A 26,139-nucleotide genomic window follows, 5' to 3' on the forward strand; every position below is an offset into this window, starting at 1 on the left:
ATCACAATAATCATGAATGATGAACCTAAATATTCATATTCTCGTTTCTTGCATAATTACTTATGTTGTCTGCGAGATTTTCTTTTATATAATCGCATTGATGTGGATGCTGTAGTTTTTGAAGTGTCTTCAGATTCTTGTGACTCTTCCACTTTTCCTGTTAACGGTATTTCTTCTGTAACAGAATTTTCGTCTACTAAGTTTACTTCTGAAGAATCAGGATAATCTGTATCTTTTTGGGATTTTTCAAATTTTTCAGATTCATTAGCTACAGTCTCTTCAATTTTTTCAGTTTGATTTTCAACTTCAATTTCGCGATTTTTGTCATCATTATTTTCATATGATTTTTCGTCAATAGTTGAATTGTCTATTAAATCAGATTCAGATAAATTATTTTGTTCATCTTTGTCTGTTGAGGCTTCTTTTTTGTTGCGCAATTTTGAATCTAATTTTCTGCGCTTACGACGATGCATCTTACTGTCTTCGATTGCTTCCTCAATAAGCTCAACGTCTGCTCGCTCATCTCGTGGAGCTTGTTGCAAAATGTCAATATGATAATCGTCGTATGCAGGTTCAGATTGAATCCAAAGCTGCGATGGCTCAGGTGGTTCAATGTCAGAATGCTCACCACAAGCATGATCAAGCGATACAACTCGCCCATCGTCTGGGCTCCACATGTTTGCGCATACGCCAAACATAGAGCCTAAACTTCCAGCTAGAGGAATGAGGAATCCGCATGATGAACATGCTTTGCCATCGGCAATTTTTGTAGATAACGACTTTGGGCCATGTTGACCTGCGTACCAGCGTTTAGCTGTTTGCGAAATTGCTTCCGCAGTCATTACTCGTCTGCGAGACAGTCTTAGCGTTGAAACAGCTTCTTCAAGATCTTCGTCAAAATCATTATTTGCATCGCAAGATTCTTGATTTTGATTAATATCTTTTTCTGCGTTTGCGTTTGTGTCTGCATCTTCTTCGCTAGTATTAGCTTTAGCGTCATCTTCAGTTTTAGACTCAGAATAATCATCTGAATTTGCTGATTCTATATTCTTTTCAGAATTATTATCATCAATATTATTTACTTGACGGAAGCCATCTTCTAGTCGAGAATCGTCTTCAGATGTGCCAATAGAGTCCATTACAGAAAGATCACTTGGTTTCAAGCGGTCTTTCCACGGAATCCATGGTGGTGAAAGCAAAGAATTTTCAGTAGGAACAAGCGTTGATTCGTTCACGGTCCAACGTTGCGTTTCTTCATCATGATACAACGTAACTGACCACTGCCAGCCTTCATACCCAACTAAATTGCTTACGAAACGAAAGTCTGTAACTCCGTCGCCAAGCTCTATAGAAGATACAAAATCTCCTACTGCATCAGTACGTTCTGAAGTTTCCACAGCTATACTTCTAGCTAGTTCTTGTGGATCCATCACTTCATCAGTCATAAATAATATTCCAGACACTATTCCTGAACGTCAAAATTATCTGCCACTGCACGCAACAATGTAGCAAGTTTTTTGCTTTCAACAGTTGATGGGTAATGACGTCGACGCAAACCATTACCAGCAGAATCAAGAAGCTTAATAAGATCTTCTACAATAGCTGCCATATCTTCGGCTTTAGGACGAGTGGCCTTTACAAGCGATGGTGCTGTTGCAATAACATTCAAGCCCATAGCCTGTGGTCCTTTGCGACCTTCAATTAAAGAAAACTCAACTCGTGTACCCTTGTGTAAAGCTTTTACAGTAACTGGCAATGCTGCTGCTGGCAAGAAAACATCCTTACCATCATCTCCAACAATAAAGCCGTACCCCTTCTGCGTATCGTACCAACGCACGCGCCCATTGGGCATAACACACCTCACTCCAAATAATTCTCATTTCGCACGCTGAAGTGCACAAGGCATAAAGTATCAGCATATGCGATAGGTTTATAGATAGTGTACCAAATATTGTTATTACTTGTTTCCTTATTACATTGTAGCGCATACACGCGGGCAATAAAATTTTTTTAACCTGCGCAAGTGTTGCTAATGCCAATATTTTAATCGCTAACAATTTTAGAAGGCTCATCGATTTCATTAACTGGCAGAACTACAGTAAGAGTTAGGCCATGAGCTTTAACATCTATTTGCTCAGACCCATCCATAGTGTCATCAAGATTAGTTTTAGAATTGGTCGATGCTTCTAATGGAGAAGATATAGTTGCGCAAATAAAACCATGATGTGCTTTTACTACAGATTGCGCAATTGCCATACCCAAGCCAGTTCCACCTTTTTCTCTAGCTCTTGATGGGTCAGCAATATAGAAACGCTCGAAAATTCTAGACAATGATTCTTCTGGAACTCCAGGGCCATGGTCAACAACTCGAATTACAGCATACTTATGACCCGTATCAGTAGATTGGCTGACTTCCGCTGCTTCCAAAAACTCCTTCAGTGATTCTTTTACAGAAGGTAATTTAGATAATTCATTTGGAGTTATAGACGCCTTCATAACTCCTACTGCAATTTCTACAGGAGAATCAACAGGGGTGTATCTATGAATATTTCCTACGATATTTGTCATTACTTGGCGTAATCTAGCACCATCACCGAGTAGCGTAACAGTTGGAAGTGTACCAACATGGAATTGGAGCTTACGCTCAAAATCGCAATTTGTGCAACTCATAAGCTTCCACTCATCCGAAATAGTTAAATAGCCTTGTTGAACGGATCTAGCAGGATCAAGAGCATGTAGATCATTAGCCGCGTCAGAAAGTATTGGAGATAAGCTAACTTGCTGTGAAATATTAATTCCACGACCCTCATCAAAACGCGCCAAAGAAAGCAAATCTTCTACTAGTTCAGTCATTCTCTCGCTAGAAGCCTTAATGTGGGCAATAGAGTCATCTGCTCTCTCCTGCTCTCCTGGCATGTTGCGCCACATTGTATATAACTCAGCATATCCATGAATTGCAGCTAATGGAGTACGTAATTCATGACTTGCATCTGAAACGAATCGCTTCATTTTTTCTGTCATATCTTCTTGCTCATTAAATCCTCTTTCAATACGAGCAAGCATAGAATTAAGAGAAGCTGCTAAAGATCCAACCTCAGTATTTTCAGGAGCAGATGGAACTCGTTTGCTTAAATCTCCAGAAGCAATTTTTGAAGCTGTTTTTTCAATTCGTTTTAACGGTCTTAAAGCTGATTGAATAATAATTGCTGAAAATACTGCTCCAAACAAAATAACTGCAATACTCACCATTATACAGTAACGAGTAAGTGTGCTAACGGTATCAATTTGATCGCTAAGAGATAAAGCAATATAGACATAACCGCTAACACTTAACTCTGAATTATAGCTATTTTTTTGACCCCACGTTAATACTAAAACTCTCCATGGAGCTGTTGCAGCCTTTTTAGTGATTGCATCGACTTTATTAGTATTCCCCTTGACGATTGCAGGTGCTGTGTAAGGCTTGTGGGTAACAATTTTTTTACTATCAAAACCGTCTGCAGGAAGTTTAGGAACCGAAACAACCGATCCTTTAATTGGTATTAATGGAGTAGAAATAATTTTATTATGCGTATCTCTAACTTGCATAAAGTAATTATTTGGACCTACTGAAGATTGATTTGAGTTTTTCATGCGCAATGAATCAACATTGTCATAAACAAATTGCGCTTGACTTGCTAATTGTACATCAGTTTTTTCTAGCAAATAATTTCCTACGAGCTGCTGAATTGATAGTGATATGCAAAAAGCGGCTACAGTTAAAATAGCAAGAGTACATGCAACTAAACGCGTACTCAGTGGTATTGCATTTATGCGACGACGTAGCCAGCAGGTTTTACGAGGCTTTTTGTTTTTTTTGTTATTTTCACTTAGCTCTATCGCAACACTTTTTCCAGCAGTTCTAACATCTGAATCATCTTTAGAGTTATTATTTGTGCTGTTGCTAATAGTTGATTCAGCGTTATTGTAGTTATTATTACTAGATTGCATGATCAGGCTTGACCTGCCTTAGGCTCTCGAATCATATAACCGATGCCACGTTTAGTTTCAATAAGAGGAACTACTTTTTGCTGTTTTCCTGAATCATCAGTAATTTCAATGCCATCAATCTTCTTTCTTAAATAAGAAATATAAGATTCAACGATTGCTGCGTCTCCGCCCCAATCGTACTGCCATACGTGATTCAAAATCTGGCTTTTTGACAGAACTCGACCTTCATTGTCCATAAGATAATGAAGTAGTTTGTATTCAGTTGGGCTAAGTTCGATTGGCACGCCACATCGAGTTACGTCATGAGAATCCTCGTTAATCTCAAGATCCGCAACTTTTATAATATGAGTTTCTTCATCAGGTTCTTGTGTTCTGCGAAGAATTGCTCGTATTCTTGCCACTACTTCTTCCAAGCTGAATGGCTTTGTAACGTAGTCATCTCCACCAACGGTTAGACCCATAATTTTATCTTGTGTATCGTCTCTTGCAGTTAGGAACAATACAGGAACTTTAATTCCATTTTGACGAATACGCCTCGTAACAGTAAAACCATCAATATCTGGGAGCATAACATCCATAACGATAAGATTTGGATTTACTCGTTCAATTACTTCAACAGCTTCTGAGCCGGATGCAGCAGTTTCTACTTCAAACCCAGCAAAATGCAAAGATGCTACCAAAAGTTCACGGATTGATGGCTCGTCATCGACCACGACAATAGATGCTTCAACGTTCTTACTCATATTGATTAGCATCACTTATCAAGCTGAATGTTTCCTGAATAATTGCTGAAAATAAAACAAGTTATCGAATATTTTTGTCTACCTGTGACGAGCGTGCCTTCTACGAGCTTTTCTAACACCAGCAAGTATTTGACGTTGTATGCGATTCTTTCTAAACAGAATAATCGCGACTATTGAGAATAATGCCAACAATATTAATAGCATAATAATTGTAGAAATAAGACTTGCAGAAGAAGTTGTTGACGTACGTTTTGCACGCATTATTTGTTTCATCATCATTATTGCAGATTGATCCCAATGCGTTCCAGTTGTGCTTACTAATGGCTTATAAGCTGCATCGGATAACAAGTCTACAGTATTTTTATTTTTGAGCCATTCATCGGAATTAGGCGAAACAGCTACAACTAATCTTCCATCATGAGTTGCTACTGCAAGCAGCACAGTATTTTTAGCTGGAAGCGTACTAATCAACAAATCACTAGCCCATTTTGATGAATTTTTTGTATTTCCAAAAGTAGACAAATATAAGAGCCTAACATTTACTCCTGTACGCTTTTTTGTTGTCTCAATCATGTCAGCAACTTTACTGACAGAATCCCCAAGCAAATTTTCTGTGTCTGTTATTGAGTCTGTTGCAACTATTCCAGAATTTTGCTCATTGCTTTCAGCATATGCATTAATTGTATTTACTCTATTTAAAGGTAAAAATATGAGCGAATTTATTGGAAGAGTTGGAAGAATAAAAGAAAAACTAAATAAAAATGCCATTAATAAAAGCAATACGCGTTTAGCTAAAAATAGTTTTGAATGAGAATGCTGGTAGTTAAAATTTGCAATACGCGTGCAAGCTAAGCTTTTAACCACATTGGTGCATAAATCTTTTTCGTAGTTTTTTGATGGCATATATTCATAATAGCGTGACATCACACAAGTAAAAGTAGCATTATAAAAATCTTTGCTTAATTTATTTGGAATGTTTCGCAAAATAATTTATAAAAAAGCGTTTATTTAGACGCAAAACAAATGGAGGGGAAATATGGCACAATTTCGAGTTGATTCAGAGCAAATTCAGCAGGCTGCGGCAGCCGTTGGAACCTCGGTTAGTGCAATTAGAGATGCAGTCAACGGGATGTATACCAATTTACAGCAATTGCAGAGCGTGTGGACTGGATCGGCGGCTACACAATTTGCGTCGACCGCTCAGCAGTGGCGAGCGGCGCAACAACAAATGGAGCAATCATTAGAAGCAATTCAGCAAGCTATGCAACATGCGTCAGGAGTGTATCTTGATGCGGAAGCTCAAGCTACTTCCCTATTTGGAATGGGCTGAATAGTCTGAATAATCTAATGAAATATAAATGGCGGTATACTTCATTTGCGAGCATACCGCCATTTACTATGAGCTATTCAGTCTATGAGCTATTCAGCTATAAAATTTTTACAACTTTTAATTTAGTAGCCCATGTCGGCACCAGCTTGTGGTGCTGCAGCTGGTTTTTCTGGCTTGTTAGCAACCACAGCTTCAGTGGTTAAGAACAAACCTGCAATAGAAGCAGCGTTCTGTAGAGCAGAACGAGTTACCTTAACTGGGTCAGTAACGCCAGCAGCCATCAAATCTTCGTAAGTGTTGGTTGAAGCGTTGAAGCCTTCGCCTTCTGGAAGCTCACGCACCTTGTTGAGCACAACATCTCCAGAAACGCCAGAGTTCTGAGCAATCTGCTTGATTGGAGCTTCTACAGCGCGGAACACGATTGCAGCACCCGTCGCTTCTTCACCCTTAAGCTCTGTGATTGCTTGAGACTTTTCAATCTTTGCAGCAGCCTGAACCAAAGCTACGCCACCGCCTGGAAGCAAACCTTCCTCAATAGCAGCCTTAGCGTTACGAACTGCATCTTCAATACGATGCTTACGCTCCTTAGCTTCAACTTCAGTAGCAGCGCCAACCTTAATAACAGCAACGCCGCCAGCAAGCTTAGCAAGACGCTCCTGAAGCTTTTCGCGATCGTAATCGGAATCAGTGTTCTCGATTTCTGCGCGAATCTGAGCCACGCGAGCATCAACATCTTCCTTAGATCCAGCACCAGAAACGATAGTTGTTTCATCCTTAGAAACAATAACCTTAGCTGCGTGACCAAACACAGAAGCGTCGATAGAATCGAGCTTTAAGCCAAGGTCGTCAGAAACAACCTGTGCACCGGTCAAAATAGCCATATCTTGGAGCATAGCCTTACGACGATCGCCGAATCCTGGAGCCTTAACAGCAACAGTGTTGAAAGTGCCACGAATCTTGTTCAAAACAAGTGTTGGCAATGCTTCACCATCAACATCTTCAGCAATAATAAGCAATGGCTTGCCAGACTTCATAACAAGCTCAGCGATGTGGACGATATCCTGCTGGCTTGAAACCTTGCCAGAAGTGAGCAAAATGTATGGATCTTCAAGAACAGCAGTTTGATCGTCAGCGTTAGTGACGAAGTAAGGGGAAATATAGCCCTTATCAAAGCGCATACCTTCAGTGAAGTCCAAGTCAAGACCAAACTTGTTGTTGTCTTCAACTGTGACAACACCATCCTGACCGACCTTATCCAAAGCTTCAGCGATCTTTTCGCCAACTTCAGGATCAGCTGCAGAAATCGTAGCAGTAGCAGCAATCTGTTCCTTGGTCTCAACATCCTTTGCAGAAGCAAGCAATTCCTTGACGATTGCTTCAGCAGCCTTTTCGATGCCGCGGCGAAGAGCGATTGGGTTGCTTCCTGCAACAACATTCTTCAAACCTTCATGCACCAAAGACTGTGCCAAAACAGTAGCAGTTGTAGTACCGTCGCCTGCAACATCATCAGTCTTCTTAGCTACTTCCTTAACAAGTTCGGCGCCAATACGCTCGTATGGATCTTCAAGATCGATTTCCTTAGCGATAGAAACGCCATCATTTGTGATAGTTGGTGCACCGTAAGTCTTATCTAATACAACGTTGCGACCCTTTGGACCAAGTGTAACTTTAACAGTGTCTGCAAGCTTATCCAAACCGGCGAGCATACCCTGACGGGCGTCTTCCTGGTAGGCAATAATCTTTGCCATAGTTCCTCCACATACGTTATTTATGAACTTTTCACTGCAATCTTGAGTAATAAGCCGTCAGCTGCTTATTATCACTCTCAAGGCTTGAGTGCTAATTTGAAGATTAGCACTCTATGTACCCGAGTGCCAACTTTTTTGGCGTTTATACATAAAAACCGGTTAGAAAATAATTCTAACCGGTTATTTTTATGCTAAAAATATTACTTGCAAAGCACAACTACAATCGGAGAAACGATTTGTTTTTCATTTTCGACAGCACTAATACCTAAAGTCTTTGCAATATCTTCAGCTGCAGCTTTTTGTGAATCGTCTTTATACCAAACAACAGACTCGCCTGGGACTTTACCAGTTGGATTCCCAGCTGTCACATTTGCGTATCCCGCTTGCTTTAACTTATCTGCTCCAGCAGCAGCATGACCGCTTATCTTGGTTGCGTTAAGAACTTTCACAGCAACTGATTTATCTAGTGAAGTTTGCGTCTTAGAATCATTTGCTGAATTATCCTTAGAGTCACCAGCATCTTTCCTATCTGATTTATTTTCTTCAGATTTATTATCGTCGTCATCTCCGCCTTCAGAAGATTTATCTTCGTCGCTTTTAACCGACTTTTTGTTTTCAGAAGTCTTAGAAGGCGATGCTGATTGAGATGATTGTTGCTGATGATTCCAAGGCAACGGAAGATGTGAGATTTCGCCAGAAGCGATAGCCCAAACCAAAACACCAACAACCGCTGCAACAATTAATGCAACAAAATAAGGAAGTATTACGGCATACCACGCAGGATTTCCACGATGAACTCCAATCGGTCCCTCTGGTGGCTCATCAAAAGCATCAGGCGTATACGACACGTTCTGATTATTTCGCGCCATAATTGCACTCCTTATAAAATCATTTAAACAATAATGAATCTATACTATCTAATGCTTAGCACAAAGCACAAATTTAGAAAATTTGATTGATTTCCTTTTATGGTATGCCTTGACATACAGTAGCAATATGAATCCTCAAAATATTAAACCCTTAAACGAGCTAATGGATCCTGATTGGGCTGAAGCATTAAAGCCAGTTGAGCCACAAATACGCGCAATGGGAGTATTTTTGCGAGAGCAGATAGAAAGCGGACATCATATTCTTCCTGCTAGCCACAACATTTTGCGTGCTTTTTCTATTCCACTAAAAAGCATTAAAGTTTTAATTGTTGGCCAGGATCCATATCCAACGCCGGGCCATCCAGTAGGCTTAAGTTTTTGCACAGCTGCAAAAGTGCGCCCACTGCCAAAAAGTCTCATAAACATTTATAAAGAATTAGTAAACGATTTAGGTGTAGAAACTCCAAAAAGTGGAGATCTAACACCGTGGACCAGGCAGGGTGTGATGCTTCTTAACAGATGTTTAACTGTTGAGGCCGGTAAGGCAAATAGCCACCAAGGAAAAGGTTGGGAGCCTGTAACCGATGCAGCTATTCGAGCATTAAACAATAGAACTGATTGCAATGGTAATCCATTGCCGCTTGTAGCTATTTTATGGGGTCGTAATGCGCAAAGTTTGGCTCCTTTGCTGACGAATGCAACTCTTATTACATCAGCGCACCCAAGCCCTCTTTCTGCAATGCGAGGATTCTTTGGATCGCATCCATTTTCAAGAGCTAATCAGGCCTTAATTAATATGGGAGTTTCGCCAATTAATTGGTCCCTAGATTCTCAAGAAATCTAATTGTCTTAAATATTGCAAATTATCTTATAAAGACAATAAAAATGCCATTTTTGAACATGTCAGTACTGCATATCGGTTAAAATGTCTCTTATGGCATTATTCCCACCGCAACCACAGAAGAAACCGTTAACCGATAAAACTTCAATTGCTTCTAAGCTTGGCATTGGATCAGCTGTACCTCAGCCGTCTGCTGTTTCTAATACAAGTGCGCAAGTCACTGCAACTATTTCGAGTGATGACATACGTCGTTGCCAACAAATTGCAAATATTTTGCGCGCACGTTTTGCACAAACCTTAGTCGGTCAAGACGCTTTACGAGAGTCTCTTATTCTTACTCTTATTGCAGGCGGACACATTCTTATTGAATCAGTACCAGGTCTCGCAAAAACTACTGCTGCTCAAACTCTTGCAACAGCTATGTCAGGTAGTTTCCGTCGTGTGCAGTGTACTCCGGATTTAATGCCAGCAGATTTAGTTGGTACTCAAGTTTTTGATTTTGCTTCCCAACATTTTACTACGCAAATTGGTCCTATCCATGCAAATGTTATTTTGTTGGATGAGATTAATCGTTCAAACGCAAAAACTCAATCTGCAATGCTTGAAGCTATGGCAGAAGGAGCAACAACTATTGGAGGCGAAAGAATTCCTCTGCCTCAACCATTTATGGTTATTGCTACGCAAAATCCAATTGAGGAAGAAGGAACATTTAATCTTCCAGAAGCCCAGATGGATCGTTTTATGGTAAAAGCAGTTATGACTTACCCTAATCCTGAAGAGGAAGTTCGTATGCTGCAATTACTTACTCAACGCGGATTGGATGTCGTTGATCCTTCAAAGCTAAATACTCAACGCATAAGTTTGCAAGATGTTGTTTTTATGCGTACTGCAGCGCGTCACATACACGTTTCTGAAGCAGTTATGAAGTATGTAGTTGATCTTGTTGCCACTTCTCGCGGTGAAGGTACGCATCCACTTCCTACGATTAATTCATTGGTTCGTATGGGAGCTAGCCCTCGTGCATCAATTGCACTTATTCGTATTGCTCAAGCTCACGCTTTACTTTCTGGACGCGATTATGTGATACCTGAAGATATTAAATTGTTTGCGCATGAAGTGTTAAGGCATCGCATACTTTTAACTTTTGAAGCTTTAGCTGATTCTATTACTACAGATCAAGTAATTGATGCATTAGTTAAGACGGTTCCTGTGCCATGATGCGTACGAAGCGGTTAGTATTATCTGAACCTGCTAAAGCCGTGCGTCGCAAAATTGAGCTTTTGGATCAGCGAATTGATTTGCCTATTGCGCGTAAAGCTTTAGGCTTATTAGAGGGAGACCATCCTTCGCACAGACGTTTTGGCACAGGTGATGTTATTGACATACACGCGTGGCAGCCAGGAGATGAAGCTCGCATGATGAATTGGTCTGCGAGTGCTCGAACTGGACAACCTATGGTGTCTTCTAGAGAGCGTACTTCGTCTTCTCATACTTGGATTGCTTTAGATACAAGCATCAATATGAATGGAGCTTGTGTTTCTGGAGAATCTCTGTATGAAGTTGCGTCTAACTCTGCATGCTTTTTTGCATCTTTGAGTTTAAAACGTCATGATGCTGTTTCTTTGTTGTGTGCAGATGGAAAAAACGTTATCAATGTTCATTCTGCTAGTAATCTTTCTGATTTTGAGCGAAATCTAGATTATACGTTGCTTAATACTCGTAGGAATACCAGAGACATTGATGCGTTGCTTACTTCGTTACTAAAAAATATTGACAATAATGGTCTGGTAGTTTTAATAACTGATGAGTATGCATTACAAGCTCATAACTCTGAATCTTTGCGTAAAATTACGCAAAATCATAAGCTTGTAGTTATTGTTGTCTCTCCTATTAATCCTTTTGATGCTGCAATTGATTTGCAAATATTTGATGGAATTACTTTACGTAAAGTACCAGTGTTTTTGAAAAAAGAATCAAATAAAAATGAAGTCGAAGCTCGTAGAAATATTAGAATAAACGCTTTATACGATATGCTGCTTGGTGTTCAATCTTCAATAATTCATGGTTCTTCAAGTGAAGAAGTGTTCCATATTTCTGCACAAAAAGTGAGCCGTACAAATTATCTTGCTGACTCATTTAACAAGGAGGTTGAATAGAATGAGCCTGGAAGATATTCAAAAGCCTTTACATGATGAAACGCTTTTTTTAATACTACTTTCTGCATCGCTTGTTGTTATCTTTATTGCTTTTGCAGTTTTATATTTTTCTTTTAAAAAGCCAAAAAAATTAACTGAAAGTAGCAATTCTACAGAAGCAGTTCACGTTCATAATGTAAACAAACAAGCTTGGCGTAAAGATATTGATGCGATTGTTGAGAAGTATCATAACAATGAACTTACTAAAGATCAGGCTTGTGCAAAATTGGCGTCTATTGCTAGATCTTATATTTCGAAGATGAGCGGTGAAGATATTCAAACTCACACTTTGGGAGAATTGGCTTCTTTACGTTTGAAATGGCGCAATAAAAAAGGTGCTGATATGTTACGCCAAACAATATCTGCTTTGTATCCTCCAGAATTTGCTGATCGCAAAGCAAACGAGCAAGCGCGAAATACTACTGTTGAGCAGGCTGCTGAATGGGTTTTAGTATTGCTTGAAGGCTGGCAAACGAAGGACAAACGTTGATGAGTAATAATGTTTGGGAATACATATGGCCATGGAGATGGCAATGGCCATTGCTTTTTGTTGCAGGCGTTGTTGTTTCTGCATCAATTTTTGCTGTCTTACTAATTTTAGATTCCATTCGTAGCAATATTTTAAAAAAGAAGTATAAGAGTCAAACTAGTAATATTACGCGAAAATTCTATACTTTTACTTTTGACAATGATCTACAAGGAACTACTACTAGTCATTCATGGTATATGTGGCGAATGTTTAGAAGGTTTGCTACGGCTGCATTGGTAGTATCTTTGTGCAGTGCGCTTGCTGTTGCTTCCAGGCCAGCACGAGTGTTTAATGCGAACGAGCAAGTTAGTTCTAGAGACATTGTTTTATGCTTAGACGTTTCAGGTTCTGCTCTACCATATGATCGCGAAGTGATTCAAGCGTATCTTAATTTTATTGAGCATTTTCAGGGTGAACGCATTGGATTGAGCATTTTTAACTCCACATCTAGGACAGTTTTTCCACTGACTGACGATTATCGACTAGCTAAAAAACAATTGCAGTATGCTGCAAATTTGCTTGGCGGAGTTCAATCGCAAAGTCGTATTAATCGTTTACAACAACGCCAATATCAGGAAATTTCTGACTGGCTTGAAGGAACTCAAAATCGCAAAAACGCAACATCGCTTATTGGAGACGGTTTAGTTAGTTGTGCAGCAATGCTTCCAGGTTTTATTTATGGTTCTGCTCATAATAACCATAAAATACAAAGCCGTTTTAATAGAAGTGCTTCCATTGTTCTTGCTACAGATAATGTTGTTTCTGGAAAACAAACTTACTCATTAAAGCAAGCTTTAGATTTAACAAAGCAAGCTAAAATTACTGTCGACGGATTATATTCTGGCGCAAAACAGAATGAGAATGATGACACTACGTTAGAAATGAAACAGCTTATTGAATCTCATGGTGGAATTTTCCTTTCTCAACGCAATTCTGATTCTGTTATTAATTTAGTAAAAGAAATTGAAAAAAGACATACTGCAATTCCTCAAGGCACTGCTCAGTCTGCATTTAGCGACGATCCTGGTCTTTGGGTTTTGCTTACTGTGTTTAGCGTTGTGATTTGGTTAGCTATTGCAAAGAGGATGAAGCGATGACAACAACACTATTTTCTGCTACTACCCTACTGTTTGCACACGCTAAAACTGAAGCTTCTGACACTTCTCAAGCAGGTCAGTTGGTTTTTTCTCCGTCATATGGTTGGATTATTGCGATTATTGCAATATTGGTTTTGTTGGCAGCAATGTTTTTTGAAATTGTGCCTATACGTAGGAAACCTGGATCAAGTGATGAAACTTTTTGCATGAGATTAAGACGTATTGGCATATGTATAATGCTAATAATTTGCGTGCTATCTCCAAGTATTATGCGTTCAACTTTGCAAAGAGCAGTAAATGCAACAAATGTGATTATTGCTCTAGACATAACAGGTTCAATGAGAGCAAAAGACGCTGATTATGCAAAAAATAGTAAGATTGAGCGTATTGAAGCAGCAAGGAATATTATTCATCAAATAACAAAATCCTATGCTAACTCAAGTTTTGCTGCTATTTCTTTTGGTGCTTCTACGTCTGTTGATGTCCCATTAACGCCTGATGCTAGAGCAGTTGACAATTGGATAAATACTCTACGAACTGAGCCAACTAGCGTAGCTACTGGAACTAGTCTTGACGCTCCTATAGATCAAACTTTGCTTACTGCAAAAACTATACATGATGCTCATCCAGATGATACAACAGTTTTGTATATTTTAAGTGACGGTGAGGAAACTACTCAACGAAAACGCCGCACATTTTCATCGCTCAGAGCTTATATTACTAACGCATTTGTTATTGGAATAGGCTCATCTAAAGGAGCTAAAATACCTTTGGAAAAAACACAGCTGCAACTTGACGACTACAGCGAAGACAATACCTCTAATCAATGGGTTATTGATCCGGCTACAGGAAATCCTGGCATTTCAAAGCTCGATGAAAAGAACTTACGAAATATTGCCGATGAACTTAGCGGCAAGTATATGCACTCATCTTTAAACGTAACATTTGGAGACGAAGCAAAACCAATTCTCTCACACCAATGGAGAATGAACGAGACAGCAAAACCTCGTTTGAGACCTGAACCAATTATTTGGCCGTTTGCAATATTTGCGTCGATACTTTTAATTTGGGAATTAATGTCGTGGTTTATAACTTCAAGGAAATTAGTATGAAGCACATGTCTAGTCGCACAATTATTCGCATTGTTACATTTTTGTTCTTGATTATTGCGATATTCGTAGCGTATTTTGCTATCGTAAATTGGAGAGCACAATACGCGTATAATACTGCCACGGATAGCCTTATTTCTAACATAAAATCTGCTAAGAGTATCGATAGCGACAAGAATGTGCTTTTAACTCAGCAACAGCAAACTGATGCGCAATTTGATGATGCTAAATCTCAAGAAATGATACTGCTTCCTCAACTTCGAAATAGTATTGACAAAAATGCTGAATTATCACGAAAGTTAACAGAAAAATTAAAGCAGAATCAAAACAATACTAATAAGCAACAGAAACCGAAAAAGCATAACAATCATTTTAAAAACGATAATTCTAACAATTCTTCTAAAGATAAAAAGCAGTCAGATTCGTCTAACCCTCAATTGAGCAATGCTCAGCGCAATAAAGTTGAAAACTTGCTAAAACAGAACGATCATGTGGATTCTCAATCTTCACAGAATCAAGAAGACCAGCAAGGTTTAGAAAAGACAGAAAAACGTACTAAAACTGATGAAAGCAGCAATAAGCCTTGGTAATTAAATCTTCAACGATTATCTATAAGCGAAGCAATAAGTATTAATAACCTTTTAACCACATTGAATATTTTTTAGTGACTTTTCATTAATAAACGTGTGTAATAACGATTATGCACACATATTACGAATGGCAATGGCTTATACAACGCACTCAAGAGTGCGCTCGCTGCGTTATGGCAGAATCCGCAGCGACTGAATTAGAAGATTGGCAAGGGCTTGCAGCCGAACATTTTCGTCATAGTATGAAAAATATTTCTGCACAAGCGTATGCGTTATATAACATTCGCGGAGGAATATAGTATGTCTTGGAAAGTTAAGTCCTCTGTTGTAGGTGGAATGACGCTTAGCGTTGCTGATAGAGAAGCGTATATTAGTTTTTCCAGAAAACTCAATAATATTGCTAAAGAATTACTTACGCTAAAAAATTTATGGCTTAATGCAGCGATGGTTATTGCCGGTCAAAATTATGGTATACAAAAAGAATCAGGAGCATATATTCATGATTCTTCGCAATCATTTTTAACTGAAAGCATATGTCATGAATATGCTCATAAATGTTATTTAATGTCTCAAAATTTAGAAAATCTTGCTTTTCTTATTGCAAGAGCAAATAATTTGTATGAAGATGCAGAATTTCGTGCAAAAGACGAGTTAGACAATAAAATTTCTTTCTTGGCTCTTGCAAACCCTATTTTTGCTTTACATGTTTTATTGTCCGCAGGTTTCGCCGTTAATCAAGATAATAAAAATCATTCAGGTTTCCAAAATCTTGCTAGATGGTCCTACGCAACTAAGAATATACAACAAGGAATTATTCGAGGTTTATCGCAGCACCTTATTTTAAATCCTATTACAAGTTTGCCAATATTTATTGCCGGAAATGCGAAAGGCCCCATAAATAAAAAAGAGCGTGAAACCTCACTAAACTTTTTATCCAATGCTCAAAAATATTTATCACAAGCTATTCCATTTATTTCTAGTGCTCTTAGCTTCGTAAGCGCGCCTATTAATGATCGAAAGCAAGGTAATAATTTACTTCTCACTAAAGTAAATGAGACGTGGAGAAAACCTGGATCTGTTCTTGCTAGACCTGGACGTAATCTGCTTGAAACTTTAGAAAATTTAACGGAACTTGGAAGCGAAAATTTGGGCGTTAGACCACCACTTGTTAATCCAGATGCTGCTACTATTGCAATTCAACGTTTTAAGCGCAGCGATGGCAGTTCGTCATGGTTAGTAATAATTCCAGGCACTGACGGTAAAGCACACTCTCCTTTTGGTTGGGCACAAAACACAGAAGTAATGAGTCATAGTTCTTTAGTTAGAAAACAAGCTGATAGCACTCGAATGGTTGTAGAAGCTATGAAACGTTCTGGAATTAAACCTAACGAGCCTGTTGCTTTAGTAGGACATTCTCAGGGAGGCATTGTTGCAGCAAGCATTGCAAGCGATTACTCTAAACAGTACAACATACAGCATGTTGTTACTGCTGGATCTCCTATTGCAAATCATCCAATTCCTAAGAAAACTTGGGTTACTAGTATTGAGATGGACGATGAGATTGTGCCTTCTTTAGATGGCAAAGAGAATCCTCGTAGAAATAATTGGGTGACTATTCATGGACATGCAATTCATGTTAAAGAATCTAAGCGTTCTTTACCTCCTGGAGTCACGCGTTTTTCTGGCAAACAATATTCGACTAAAAAATTCAATAATGACGGAATATTCGTTAATGACGTTCCAGAAGAAAGAACTTTAACTCATGATTTGCATTACCATACTGCAGCTTATGAAGATGCTCTTCAACTCGGATCTAAAAGTGTGCGCGAGCAAGATCGACATTTTCAGAATACTATTAATGGCAAATTGCAAAGTACTACATTGTGGCAAGGAGTAATGAAAAAATAAAATAATTAAATTCTTATTGAGCAAAATTAAGCTAATTCGCAGCATGATGTAACCTTAAAACTATGAAGCTTACCGATATTTCTCCTGCAATAGCTCTGACTCCTCTCGATGGACGTTATCATAATCAAACATCCACACTCGTTGAATATTTAAGCGAACCTGCGTTAAATCGCGAGCGCATGCGTGTAGAAGTTGAGTGGATGATTCTTCTCGCAAATGGTTATGAAGCTAATCAATTCCAGCCAATTGTTAAGGGTGTTAATCCTTTAACTGATGAAGAATGCTCATATTTACGTTCTATTCCTGAAAATTTTGATGCTGAAGGAATTGCTCGTCATGCTGCGCATGAGGCTATTACTCATCACGATGTTAAAGCTGTTGAATACTACATTGACGATGCGTTAGACGAAGCAGAAAATAAGCTTGGTCATGCTACTGAGCTTTCAAATTTAAAAACTTTAGTACATTTTTCATGCACAAGTGAAGATATTAATAATCTTTCTATTGCGCGTTGCGTAAAGCAAGCTGTTTTAAACGTTTATCGTCCGAATTTAGAAGCGATAGTTGATTATTTAGTTAAGAATGCTAACGAATATAGAGATTTATCTATGCTTTCGTTAACTCATGGCCAGCCTGCTACTCCAACTACTTTAGGTAAGGAATTGGCAGTGTTTGCATATCGTTTGCGTCGTCAACTTCGTCATCTTGATACTCAAGAGTATTTAGGAAAGTTGAATGGTGCTACAGGAACTTTTGGAGCTCATTTAGCTGCTTTCCCAGAAGTTGATTGGATTAGCGTATCTCAAGAGTTTGTTGAAAATAGAATGGGTCTCCAATGGAATCCATTAACAACTCAAATTGAAAGCCACGATTGGCAGGCTGAACTTTATAGCACTGTAAGTCACATAAACCATATTCTGCATAATCTTGCAGTTGACGTATGGATGTATATTTCCAGAGGTATTTTTGTGCAAGTTCCTGTAAAGGGAGCTACAGGATCTTCTACTATGCCTCATAAGGTTAACCCTATTCGTTTTGAGAACGCTGAAGCTAATCTTGAGATTTCTTGCTCACTGTTTGACACATTATGTGCAACTCTTACTGAAAGCCGCTGGCAGCGTGATCTTACAGACTCTACTACTCAAAGGAATGTTGGCTCAGCTTTCGGCTATGCTCTTCTTGCTTTGAATAATCTTTTAGGCGGTTTGAAGTCTATTCATCCTAATAAAGAATTTATGGCAAAAGAATTAGACGAAAATTGGGAAGTTCTTGGAGAGCCAATTCAAACAGCAATGCGTGCTGAAGAAATTGCTGGCGTACCTGGTATGGAACGACCATATGAGCAAGTAAAAGAATTAATGCGCGGTCACCATATTTCACAAAGTGACGTAGAAGAATTCATTAAATCTCGTAACTTTGATGCCAATACTGCAGCTCGTTTGCAAGCAATGACACCAGAATCTTACACTGGATTTGCTTCACAATTGGTGGACTTTATTGATTAAGTAGACGGTAAAGCCATGCAATCTAGCATAAATCCAAATCTTGTTATTGAAGATACTCAGCCTAGCTTAGTACGTAGTTGGGCTGATTTGTTGTATGCAATATCATCAGTTGTAATTGGCGTTTTTACTTTGTTGTCGTCAATGTGTTTATCAGCAACGGCTGATGCTATGAAGATTGATGCACGAAGTGCTACTCAAATTATAGGATTATCTTTTAATAATCTTTCATTTGTTCTGATACAGCAAGGTCTTACTCTTATTGTTGTTGCAGAAGTTATTGCACACATGGTTTCTGACAGGCGTTGGATTGATACCGCTATTTCTGTTATTACGCTGTTTATAAGTTATGGTTCAGTATGGCTGTTATCTATTGCGATATTTTCTACACACAATATAGCTTTGATTGAATCTTTACAAATGCGGTCTAATAACACTTGGGCTGATTTGCTTCCAGACATGTATGCTGTTCTGGTTGCTTTTCTTACAGTTAGTGGTCCTAGACGCGAATATAAGCATGTAACGTGGGGCTGGAATGCTTTATTCATTGTTACAGCAATACTTCTATTTTCATCTTGGGATTCCTACTCTGCTATTCTTGTATCATGTTGCTTAGGAAGAGCAATTGGTACGCTTATTCGTTTCGCAAAAGGCACACGCAGTAAGGGTGCTTGGGGTGACGATATTGTTCTTGCTTTAAAAAATATTGGCATAGATAATCTTACTCAATTAACTCGTAGAACTCAGCAAGCTGATCATACTGGAGTTCTTCGTTCAAGTCTTGATGACGATTTAATTGAAAATTCAAGATTGTATGATGCAACAGACATCCACGGCATACGTTATGTAATTTCAGTATTAGATAATCAAGTTCATTTACCAGGTTATTTAAATCAATTATGGCAGTGGGTGCGTTTAGTAGATATACCAACTCGTAGAGATCGTTCTGCTAGACATTCTGTTCATCACCACCTTTCTATGCTTCTTGTTTTACGAAATATGCATTTGCCAACAGCGAATGTTTATGGAGTAAGCGACAGTGATAAATCTTCAATAATGGTTTTTCACGCTTCTAACGCTCTACTGCCTTGCAATTTGAACACTTTAACTATTGATGATGCAGCAAAATTAATGCGTTATGTAGATGCTGCTAACACTCGCGGTATTACGCATAGACGCATCACTCCTGAAACTATTGCTAGGCTTGAAGACGGAACACCAGTTATTGCAGGTTGGCAAAACGGCGACGTTGCCAGCGATGATACAAATATTGCACTTGATAAAGTTCAGCTTTTAACGCTTATTGCATCTTGCACAGATATTGACACTGCTCTTAAAGCTGCTATTAACACATGGGGTGCAGAAAAGTTATCTGCACTATTGCCTTTTATGCAGAAAGCTGCTATTCCTGCTTCCACGAGATCTTTGCCATCTTGGAATAAAAAAGTTTTCCAAAATCTTTGCAATAAGTTAAGTCAAATAGTTGCTTTACACACAGATGAAGAAGATTATGATACTGTGCGTTTAGCGCGCTTCAATATACGTTTCTTTGTTAGCTTGGTTCTTTCGATTGTTGCTGTCGCTGTTATTGCTACACAGTGGCATCCTCAGGAAGTATTTGCTGCCTTGCGTCACGCAGATAATGTAATGGTATTTATGTGCTTTGCTTGCAGCATGTTTGCTTGGATTGGATCTGCAATTACTCTCGGCTCATTCATGGATGATCAAAAACCTTCTGCACATGTTTTGTTTGCATCTCAAGCAGCTACTGGTTTCACAGCAGTTTCTATGCCTGCTGGTGTTGGTCCTGCATTTGTAAATATGCAATTATTAAAGAAAAGCGGGTACACTTCAGCTCAAGCTACAGCAATTACTAGTGCAGTATGGCTTATTCAAGCATTAATGACAACTTTAGTATTACTTTCTATAGGCGTTTTCACTGGTAAAAATGTGCTTTCTGGAATGATTCCTACTCATATGCTCATTACTTTCATTGGAATAATCACACTTATAGTTTGTGTTTTAATGGTTATTCCGTCCGCTCGTAAAGCAATTCGAAAGCATTATTTGCCAATATTATCTGATTACGGCCATCAAATTAAGGAACTTATTTCACATCCTATGCAACTTATTGCAGGCTCTTTTGGTGCTATTGTGCTTGTTTCATGCATTGGATTGGGTTATTGGATTTCTTTGCTTGCATTTGGATATTACGCAAATCCTTGGGAAACAATCTTACTATTCTTACTTGCTAACGCTGCTGGATCGGCAGTGCCTACGCCAGGCGGCTTGGGTGCTGTTGAAGCTTCTCTTACTTTCGCATTTACATCTGTAGGTGTTCCTCCAACAGTTGCTTTGTCTGCCACTCTTCTGTATAGGCTTATGTTCTACTGGTTGAGAATTCCGTTAGGCGCGTTTGCAATGAAGTGGCTCAGCAATAATGAGCTTATATAAGTGAGATTTACAAACATTTGTGTATTTTTATTAGCAAATATCGTATCTGTTTCAATGCAAGTACGTTTTAAATAAAAAATAGCAAAAAATAAATAAAAAATATTAAGAAAATTGCAAAAATGGCTACATTTGTAGGGAAAATGTACTAATATCTAGTATGAACGTGACCTTTGAAGAGAAGGTCCCCTGACACAAAGGATGCTGCATGGCATACAACAAGTCTGATCTCGTTTCTAAGATCGCACAGAAGTCCAACCTGACCAAGGCACAGGCCGAAGCCGCCGTCAACGCATTCCAGGATGTGTTCGTTGAGGCTTTACAGTCCGGTGAAGGTTTGAAGCTTACTGGTCTGTTCTCCGCAGAACGCGTAAAGCGTGCTGAGCGCACTGGCCGCAACCCGCGTACCGGTGAAACCATCAAGATTCCAGCTTCTTACGGTGTACGTATTTCCGCTGGCTCCTTGTTGAAGAAGGCTGTTACTGCCTGAAATTAAGCGTTTTTCGTATTTATTACATTAAACAAATACTATTTGCGCAAAAACAAAGATGGGCACTCCAAAGCTGGGGTGCCCATCTTTTATAGATTTCCTCGTTCCATTTTTCGCAAACGCGGCTCTGCGCTATCTTTTGCTCCCGTAATGCGGTAAACGTCAAAAACGCCTTCAATTTTACGGATAGCAGCAAGTAGAGTTGCTAAGTGCTGAGGATCTGCCATTTCAAAGGTAAATTGACTTGTTGCAACACGGTCATCGCCTGTAGCAATAGTTCCGGAAAGAATATTTACTCCATGATCTGAAAGAACGCGAGTAACATCCGAAAGAAGATGTTGTCGATCCAATGCTTCAACTTGGACCTTAACCAAGAACAAGCCTTTATCGCTAGTCCATTGAACAGGAATAACGCGCTCTGATTGAGTTTTTTGCAAATCGAGCATGTTCTGGCAGTCAGTCCTATGCACAGACACACCTTGGTTTCGTGTTATAAAACCAATAATCATATCTCCTGGAACTGGCATGCAACATTTTGCAAGCTTGACCCAAACGTCTCCAACACCCTTAACTGATACTCCCAAAGCACCGTTAGACTTATGGCTGCGCTCAACATGGCGTAAAGGCAATGCTTCTTGTTCTACTTCTTCTGCAACTTCATCAGCGCCCGCATCTTTTACTAAACGCGAAATAACATTCTGTGTAGAAACTTGACCTTCGCCAATAGCCGCATATAAAGACTCAACATTAGTAGGCAAATTCAATTCATCAGCAACGCCAATTAATGCCTGCTGCGTCATCAAAGTAGTTAAAGGCAAGTTACGTTTACGCATAGCGCGAGTTAGCTCATCCTTGCCCTCTTCAATCGCCTCAGAGCGGCGTTCCTTGCTAAACCATTGACGTATTTTATTTCGAGCACGAGGAGATTTTACAAAACTCAGCCAATCGCGAGATGGTCCAGCTGTATCCGACTTTGAAGTAAGCACCTCTACAGTGTCACCGTTTGAAAGTTTCGTATCAAGAGGAACCAAGCGTCCATTTACACGCGCACCCATCATGCGGTGACCAACTTCAGTATGCACAGAATATGCAAAATCAACAGGAGTTGCATCCTGCGGAAGCGCAACAATACTCCCCTTTGGAGTAAAAACATAAACTTCAGAAGCACCAAGATCTTGTTTTAATGAACCTAAGAATTCATCTGAATCTGGAGTCTCACTAGTCCAATCAGCAAGCTGTTGAATCCACTTAAGATTATCTGCTTCGCTAAGCTCTTTTTTGTCATCAATATTATTTTCGCGTTTTAAATCATCATTATCAGGCTTACTTAAAGCGCGACCAGCCTGACCATTAGCTTTGTACTTCCAATGAGCTGCGATGCCGAATTCAGCACGCCTATGCATATCCCATGTGCGTATTTGAATCTCTACTGGCTTTCCACCAGGGCCTACAACTGTAGTATGCAAGCTTTGATACATATTCAACTTTGGAGTTGCAATGTAATCCTTAAAACGTCCTGGAACAGGGCTCCATCGAGCATGCACTGCACCTAATGCTGCATAACAGTCACGAATAGAATCGACTATTATTCTCACACCAACTAAATCGTAAATATTAGCAAAATCATGACCTCGAACGATCATCTTTTGGTAAATAGAGAAATAATCTTTTGGTCGACCTTTTACCGATGCTTTAACATGTTGTTCTGCAAGATCTGCATTAATTTCTTCAAGAATTTGTCGTAAATAAACTTCACGCTGACCTGCTCTACGAGCAACTAAAACAACAATTTCATTATAAATTTTTGGATACAATACTTTAAAACTCAGCTCTTCAAGTTCAGTTTTAATTGCATTCATGCCTAAACGGTTAGCAAGAGGCGCATATACGTCAAGAGTTTCTCTTGCTTTTTTATGTGAACTTGATGGCTTAACATACCTCCAAGTACGAGCATTATGCAAACGATCCGCAAGCTTTACTACAAGCACTCGCACATCGCGGCTCATTGCAACAACCATCTTACGAATAGTTTCTGCTTGAGCACTTTCGCCATATTCCATGTTGGATATTTTTGTAACACCATCTACAAGACCTGCTACAGTATCGCCAAATTCAGCTCGACATTCTTCTAGCGTGTAATCTGTATCTTCTACAGTGTCGTGTAATAATCCTGAAGCAACAACAATTGGTCCCATTCCAAGATCTGCAAGAATTTGAGCTACAGCAAGAGGATGAATAATGTATGGCTCACCAGATTTGCGTCTTTGACCTGTATGCTGCTTTACAGCACGATCATAAGCTCTATGAAGAATGCTCATATCCTCATTAGGATGATGCCATTTGCACATGCTCAATATTGGCAATAATGGATTTTGAGAATCTTCGCTGATTTCACATCCGAGCCTATTGGATCCTTTTACATCCTCTTGAAGTTCACCCATTTGGCACCTCCTGGTACTTTTTACTATCCTACCTGCAATTCGCTCAATACACTACCAAAACAAAAAATACATACAATAAATCCGACTCAGTTTTAAAAACCGGTCGGATATTTATAAAAAGATTATTGTACGCCAGTGGAGCCAAAACCTTTATCAGAGCGATCAGATTCAGGTAATTTAGATGCGGGAATAAATTGTGCTTCTACATAACGTTGTATAACCATTTGAGCGATACGATCACCTTTATGGAATTGCACTGTGTTCTCAGGATCTAAATTAATAAGAGGAACCTTAATTTCACCACGATACCCGGCATCAACTGTTCCAGGTGCATTTAGCACAGTCACACCCTGTTTTGCTGCTAAACCAGAACGAGGATGCACTAAAGCAACGTAACCTGCAGGTAAAGCTATAGCAACTCCAGTAGGAACAAGCGCTCTCTGGAAAGGACGCAAAGTAAAATCTTGGGTAGTTCTTAAATCGGCACCTGCATCACCTGCATGCGCGTAGCAAAGCGGCTGTAATGTAGATGTTTCATCATCGAGATACTTAATTAATACCTCAACCTGTTCGGGGCCAGTATAGGTCTCGTCATATGCCATTTAAGCTGCGCACTCCTTACAAACAGGCTGACCATCAGCATTAGTTTCAGCTAACTGGCTGCGATGCTTAACTAAGAAGCATTCAGAACAAATAAATTCATCGCCTTGCATAGGGATAACAGTTACGGATGCATCTTCGTTACTTAAATCAGCACCTGGCAACTCGTAGTCTTCAGCAATAGCATTTTCATCATCGTCAATATCGCTGTTTGAATTTTGAGAACCTTTACTCAAAGCTTCCAACGACTCTTCGTCCTCATCTTTGCTACGAGGAGAATCATAATCCTGTGCCATTATGGTCCTTTCGTTTTTAAAGCTACTTACGCGCATAGCATACACGAATGCTACCCCGTATATTACACATTTTTTATTTTAAATAAAATGGTAAAGAATGCAGTGTATGGACTAAAGTATATAAATAGTATTGTTAAAAGCGAAGAAAGTGGTGCATAATGCTTGAAAATCCGCCAAAAGAGGCGAGTTTCGACCATATTGACGCAGACGGTAATTTGATTTTCATTTGTGAAAACACGCCGTTACGTATTCAAGTGGACGACACGCTGGAACGCGCCATCGCTGGTTCACATAAAATTACGAGTAAAAACAGCGATGAACATAACTCAGCAGATGCTGGCACAAATTCTATACAATCTAATGCAACATTGCCTATTTCGCAAATTCAGGCATTGATTCGCGCAGGAGTTGCACCTTCACATGTGGCGCAAAGATACAACGTTAGTGAAGCACAAGTTAGGCGTTTTTCTGCAGGCGTTGAAACCGAAAAGCAGTATGCAATTGAGCAGTTCCTTCTAGTACCTGCTCCTAAACAAAGCAATATGCGCACTATTGCAGATTTAATTGAAAGAACATTAGCTAAAGCACATATTGGCATGGAAACAGTGCAATGGAAAGCAACGCGCAGAGGATTAGAGCCATGGCGAATTACTGCTACTTTCAAAACTGCTACTCGCACTATTAAAGCTGAGTGGACATGGAACATGCATGACAACTCTGTTACATGCGCGAACCCTTCGTCTAGATTATTGCTTGGTGAAGATGTTAATGCAGCGGATACTTCTAAACAATCTCCATATGGTGGAGCTTATAGAGACACTGTAAGCATTAATTTCCCATTCAACACTGAAGAGCTTCCAGGAAATTCTATTCGTTCTGCCAGAATCGAACGAGCTGTTTCTCAATGGGAACTTAGAAACAGTGACAAACTTGCAGATGCACAAGCCCAATCTTCCTTCGAAAATCAGGACAATAATTCTGACATACAGCAAGTATTAGAAAAAGGCTATTCTAAGCGTTCTACTGAAACAAATACGCAATTTATTAAAGAAGATAATCCTCAGCAGACTTCGCTAATACAACCAGATGCTGAATTTATTAATAGAAACGAAACGAATAGCAAAATCGTCAATGCGTCTAATGAAGCACAAAAATCATTGGCTGCGAAAGTTCAAAATGCTGAAAAAGCAGATATTGTTAGTACGAATTTGCAAAAAAATGCTGCTGAAAGTAATCAAAATTCTGCTAAAAATAATCAAGAAATTAATACTAATGGCCAAGAAAAATCATCTTCTGAGCACAATAAACGTAAAGCTGGAAGAGCAGCAGTACCAAGCTGGGATGAAATATTATTTGGCGAAAGCTAAATAAGAAGTTTAAAAATAAATTTTTCGCTTATTAACAATATGT

General features: G+C 39.2%; 24 protein-coding genes. 14 read left to right on the top strand and 10 right to left on the bottom strand.

Going from position 1 to position 26,139, the window contains the following annotated elements; translation table 11 throughout:
* Positions 1–56 precede the first annotated feature (56 nt).
* From HXT59_RS05075 to HXT59_RS05095, 5 genes are all read right to left on the bottom strand, one after another.
* Positions 57–1,445, bottom strand: coding sequence for a DUF3027 domain-containing protein (locus HXT59_RS05075; RefSeq protein WP_102155201.1), 1,389 nt, complete (start codon positions 1,443–1,445; stop codon positions 57–59).
* A gap of 17 nt (positions 1,446–1,462) precedes the next feature.
* Entirely contained in the window at positions 1,463–1,852 is a 390-nt protein-coding gene (locus HXT59_RS05080) for a cold-shock protein (RefSeq protein ID WP_421784246.1), read from the bottom strand.
* A gap of 191 nt (positions 1,853–2,043) precedes the next feature.
* Entirely contained in the window at positions 2,044–3,990 is a 1,947-nt protein-coding gene (locus tag HXT59_RS05085) for a sensor histidine kinase (protein WP_012914138.1), read from the bottom strand.
* Between the two features lie 2 nt (positions 3,991–3,992).
* Entirely contained in the window at positions 3,993–4,733 is a 741-nt protein-coding gene (locus HXT59_RS05090; RefSeq protein ID WP_004111521.1) for a response regulator transcription factor, read from the bottom strand.
* 78 nt (positions 4,734–4,811) lie between these two features.
* On the bottom strand, positions 4,812–5,717 hold the full coding sequence (locus tag HXT59_RS05095; protein ID WP_012914137.1) for a hypothetical protein: 906 nt from the start codon (positions 5,715–5,717) through the stop codon (positions 4,812–4,814).
* 52 nt (positions 5,718–5,769) lie between these two features.
* Between HXT59_RS05095 and HXT59_RS05100 the strand changes: the two genes are divergently transcribed.
* Positions 5,770–6,063, top strand: coding sequence for a WXG100 family type VII secretion target (locus tag HXT59_RS05100; RefSeq protein WP_004111519.1), 294 nt, complete (start codon positions 5,770–5,772; stop codon positions 6,061–6,063).
* Between the two features lie 122 nt (positions 6,064–6,185).
* On the opposite strand, the gene groL is transcribed toward HXT59_RS05100, so the two are convergent.
* Both groL and HXT59_RS05110 read right to left on the bottom strand, forming a co-directional pair.
* On the bottom strand, positions 6,186–7,811 hold the full coding sequence (gene groL / locus HXT59_RS05105; protein WP_421784247.1) for a chaperonin GroEL: 1,626 nt from the start codon (positions 7,809–7,811) through the stop codon (positions 6,186–6,188).
* 200 nt (positions 7,812–8,011) lie between these two features.
* Positions 8,012–8,680 carry a LytR C-terminal domain-containing protein gene (locus tag HXT59_RS05110; RefSeq protein ID WP_012914135.1) on the bottom strand — a complete coding sequence of 223 codons (669 nt, stop codon included), beginning with the start codon at positions 8,678–8,680 and terminating at the stop codon, positions 8,012–8,014.
* Positions 8,681–8,807: 127 nt separating this feature from the next.
* Here HXT59_RS05110 and HXT59_RS05115 point away from each other — a divergent pair, with 127 nt between their 5' ends.
* From HXT59_RS05115 to HXT59_RS05170, 12 genes are all read left to right on the top strand, one after another.
* A complete protein-coding gene (locus HXT59_RS05115; protein ID WP_004106746.1) occupies positions 8,808–9,524 on the top strand; it encodes a uracil-DNA glycosylase in 717 nt (238 codons plus the stop codon).
* A 90-nt stretch (positions 9,525–9,614) separates the two neighbouring features.
* Entirely contained in the window at positions 9,615–10,739 is a 1,125-nt protein-coding gene (locus tag HXT59_RS05120) for an AAA family ATPase (protein WP_415685250.1), read from the top strand.
* Positions 10,736–11,677 carry a DUF58 domain-containing protein gene (locus tag HXT59_RS05125; RefSeq protein ID WP_012914133.1) on the top strand — a complete coding sequence of 314 codons (942 nt, stop codon included), beginning with the start codon at positions 10,736–10,738 and terminating at the stop codon, positions 11,675–11,677. Before HXT59_RS05120 ends, HXT59_RS05125 begins: the two co-directional genes overlap by 4 nt.
* Before the next feature lies 1 nt (position 11,678).
* Positions 11,679–12,206: a hypothetical protein gene (locus tag HXT59_RS05130; RefSeq protein ID WP_012914132.1), complete on the top strand. Its 528-nt coding sequence runs from the start codon at positions 11,679–11,681 to the stop codon at positions 12,204–12,206.
* Positions 12,206–13,342, top strand: coding sequence for a vWA domain-containing protein (locus HXT59_RS05135; RefSeq protein ID WP_288231268.1), 1,137 nt, complete (start codon positions 12,206–12,208; stop codon positions 13,340–13,342). The genes HXT59_RS05130 and HXT59_RS05135 overlap by 1 nt, the downstream gene beginning before the upstream one ends.
* Positions 13,339–14,454: a vWA domain-containing protein gene (locus HXT59_RS05140; protein WP_012914130.1), complete on the top strand. Its 1,116-nt coding sequence runs from the start codon at positions 13,339–13,341 to the stop codon at positions 14,452–14,454. The genes HXT59_RS05135 and HXT59_RS05140 overlap by 4 nt, the downstream gene beginning before the upstream one ends.
* Positions 14,451–15,041, top strand: coding sequence for a DUF6466 family protein (locus HXT59_RS05145; protein WP_012914129.1), 591 nt, complete (start codon positions 14,451–14,453; stop codon positions 15,039–15,041). The genes HXT59_RS05140 and HXT59_RS05145 overlap by 4 nt, the downstream gene beginning before the upstream one ends.
* A gap of 110 nt (positions 15,042–15,151) precedes the next feature.
* Positions 15,152–15,340, top strand: a complete 189-nt coding sequence (locus HXT59_RS05150; protein WP_041160494.1) for a hypothetical protein — start codon at positions 15,152–15,154, stop codon at positions 15,338–15,340.
* 1 nt (position 15,341) lies between these two features.
* Positions 15,342–16,949 (top strand): alpha/beta hydrolase, encoded by a 1,608-nt coding sequence (locus HXT59_RS05155; protein WP_288231265.1) that lies wholly within the window; start codon positions 15,342–15,344, stop codon positions 16,947–16,949.
* Positions 16,950–17,011: 62 nt separating this feature from the next.
* Positions 17,012–18,454 (top strand): adenylosuccinate lyase, encoded by a 1,443-nt coding sequence (purB, locus tag HXT59_RS05160; protein ID WP_012914127.1) that lies wholly within the window; start codon positions 17,012–17,014, stop codon positions 18,452–18,454.
* Between the two features lie 15 nt (positions 18,455–18,469).
* Entirely contained in the window at positions 18,470–20,905 is a 2,436-nt protein-coding gene (locus HXT59_RS05165; RefSeq protein WP_421784248.1) for a lysylphosphatidylglycerol synthase transmembrane domain-containing protein, read from the top strand.
* A 205-nt stretch (positions 20,906–21,110) separates the two neighbouring features.
* Entirely contained in the window at positions 21,111–21,392 is a 282-nt protein-coding gene (locus HXT59_RS05170; protein ID WP_004119480.1) for an HU family DNA-binding protein, read from the top strand.
* An 89-nt stretch (positions 21,393–21,481) separates the two neighbouring features.
* Here the strand turns inward: HXT59_RS05170 and HXT59_RS05175 are convergent, their stop codons facing one another.
* The 3 genes from HXT59_RS05175 to HXT59_RS05185 form a co-directional block, all read right to left on the bottom strand.
* Positions 21,482–23,833 (bottom strand): RelA/SpoT family protein, encoded by a 2,352-nt coding sequence (locus HXT59_RS05175; RefSeq protein WP_012914125.1) that lies wholly within the window; start codon positions 23,831–23,833, stop codon positions 21,482–21,484.
* Between the two features lie 122 nt (positions 23,834–23,955).
* Positions 23,956–24,435, bottom strand: coding sequence for a dUTP diphosphatase (dut, locus tag HXT59_RS05180; RefSeq protein ID WP_004106773.1), 480 nt, complete (start codon positions 24,433–24,435; stop codon positions 23,956–23,958).
* Positions 24,436–24,729: a DUF4193 domain-containing protein gene (locus HXT59_RS05185; protein WP_004111484.1), complete on the bottom strand. Its 294-nt coding sequence runs from the start codon at positions 24,727–24,729 to the stop codon at positions 24,436–24,438. It abuts the gene before it with no gap.
* A gap of 158 nt (positions 24,730–24,887) precedes the next feature.
* Between HXT59_RS05185 and sepH the strand changes: the two genes are divergently transcribed.
* Positions 24,888–26,096: a septation protein SepH gene (sepH, locus tag HXT59_RS05190; protein WP_004111481.1), complete on the top strand. Its 1,209-nt coding sequence runs from the start codon at positions 24,888–24,890 to the stop codon at positions 26,094–26,096.
* The last annotated feature ends 43 nt before the right edge of the window (positions 26,097–26,139 follow it).

Source organism: Gardnerella sp. KA01001 (assembly GCF_049244025.1).
In the GTDB taxonomy this organism is placed as follows: domain Bacteria; phylum Actinomycetota; class Actinomycetes; order Actinomycetales; family Bifidobacteriaceae; genus Bifidobacterium; species Bifidobacterium swidsinskii.

Coding starts and splice junctions, on each gene's coding strand:
- HXT59_RS05170 (WP_004119480.1), top strand. CDS start 21,111: ATGGCATACAACAAGTCTGATCTCGTTTCTAAGATCGCACAGAAGTCC.
- HXT59_RS05125 (WP_012914133.1), top strand. CDS start 10,736: ATGATGCGTACGAAGCGGTTAGTATTATCTGAACCTGCTAAAGCCGTG.
- HXT59_RS05185 (WP_004111484.1), bottom strand. CDS start 24,729: ATGGCACAGGATTATGATTCTCCTCGTAGCAAAGATGAGGACGAAGAG.
- purB (WP_012914127.1), top strand. CDS start 17,012: ATGAAGCTTACCGATATTTCTCCTGCAATAGCTCTGACTCCTCTCGAT.
- HXT59_RS05140 (WP_012914130.1), top strand. CDS start 13,339: ATGACAACAACACTATTTTCTGCTACTACCCTACTGTTTGCACACGCT.
- HXT59_RS05120 (WP_415685250.1), top strand. CDS start 9,615: ATGGCATTATTCCCACCGCAACCACAGAAGAAACCGTTAACCGATAAA.
- HXT59_RS05100 (WP_004111519.1), top strand. CDS start 5,770: ATGGCACAATTTCGAGTTGATTCAGAGCAAATTCAGCAGGCTGCGGCA.
- dut (WP_004106773.1), bottom strand. CDS start 24,435: ATGGCATATGACGAGACCTATACTGGCCCCGAACAGGTTGAGGTATTA.
- sepH (WP_004111481.1), top strand. CDS start 24,888: ATGCTTGAAAATCCGCCAAAAGAGGCGAGTTTCGACCATATTGACGCA.
- HXT59_RS05075 (WP_102155201.1), bottom strand. CDS start 1,445: ATGACTGATGAAGTGATGGATCCACAAGAACTAGCTAGAAGTATAGCT.
- HXT59_RS05155 (WP_288231265.1), top strand. CDS start 15,342: ATGTCTTGGAAAGTTAAGTCCTCTGTTGTAGGTGGAATGACGCTTAGC.
- HXT59_RS05085 (WP_012914138.1), bottom strand. CDS start 3,990: ATGCAATCTAGTAATAATAACTACAATAACGCTGAATCAACTATTAGC.
- HXT59_RS05175 (WP_012914125.1), bottom strand. CDS start 23,833: ATGGGTGAACTTCAAGAGGATGTAAAAGGATCCAATAGGCTCGGATGT.
- HXT59_RS05130 (WP_012914132.1), top strand. CDS start 11,679: ATGAGCCTGGAAGATATTCAAAAGCCTTTACATGATGAAACGCTTTTT.
- HXT59_RS05135 (WP_288231268.1), top strand. CDS start 12,206: ATGAGTAATAATGTTTGGGAATACATATGGCCATGGAGATGGCAATGG.
- HXT59_RS05115 (WP_004106746.1), top strand. CDS start 8,808: ATGAATCCTCAAAATATTAAACCCTTAAACGAGCTAATGGATCCTGAT.
- HXT59_RS05150 (WP_041160494.1), top strand. CDS start 15,152: ATGCACACATATTACGAATGGCAATGGCTTATACAACGCACTCAAGAG.
- HXT59_RS05165 (WP_421784248.1), top strand. CDS start 18,470: ATGCAATCTAGCATAAATCCAAATCTTGTTATTGAAGATACTCAGCCT.
- HXT59_RS05145 (WP_012914129.1), top strand. CDS start 14,451: ATGAAGCACATGTCTAGTCGCACAATTATTCGCATTGTTACATTTTTG.
- HXT59_RS05110 (WP_012914135.1), bottom strand. CDS start 8,680: ATGGCGCGAAATAATCAGAACGTGTCGTATACGCCTGATGCTTTTGAT.
- HXT59_RS05090 (WP_004111521.1), bottom strand. CDS start 4,733: ATGAGTAAGAACGTTGAAGCATCTATTGTCGTGGTCGATGACGAGCCA.
- groL (WP_421784247.1), bottom strand. CDS start 7,811: ATGGCAAAGATTATTGCCTACCAGGAAGACGCCCGTCAGGGTATGCTC.
- HXT59_RS05080 (WP_421784246.1), bottom strand. CDS start 1,852: ATGCCCAATGGGCGCGTGCGTTGGTACGATACGCAGAAGGGGTACGGC.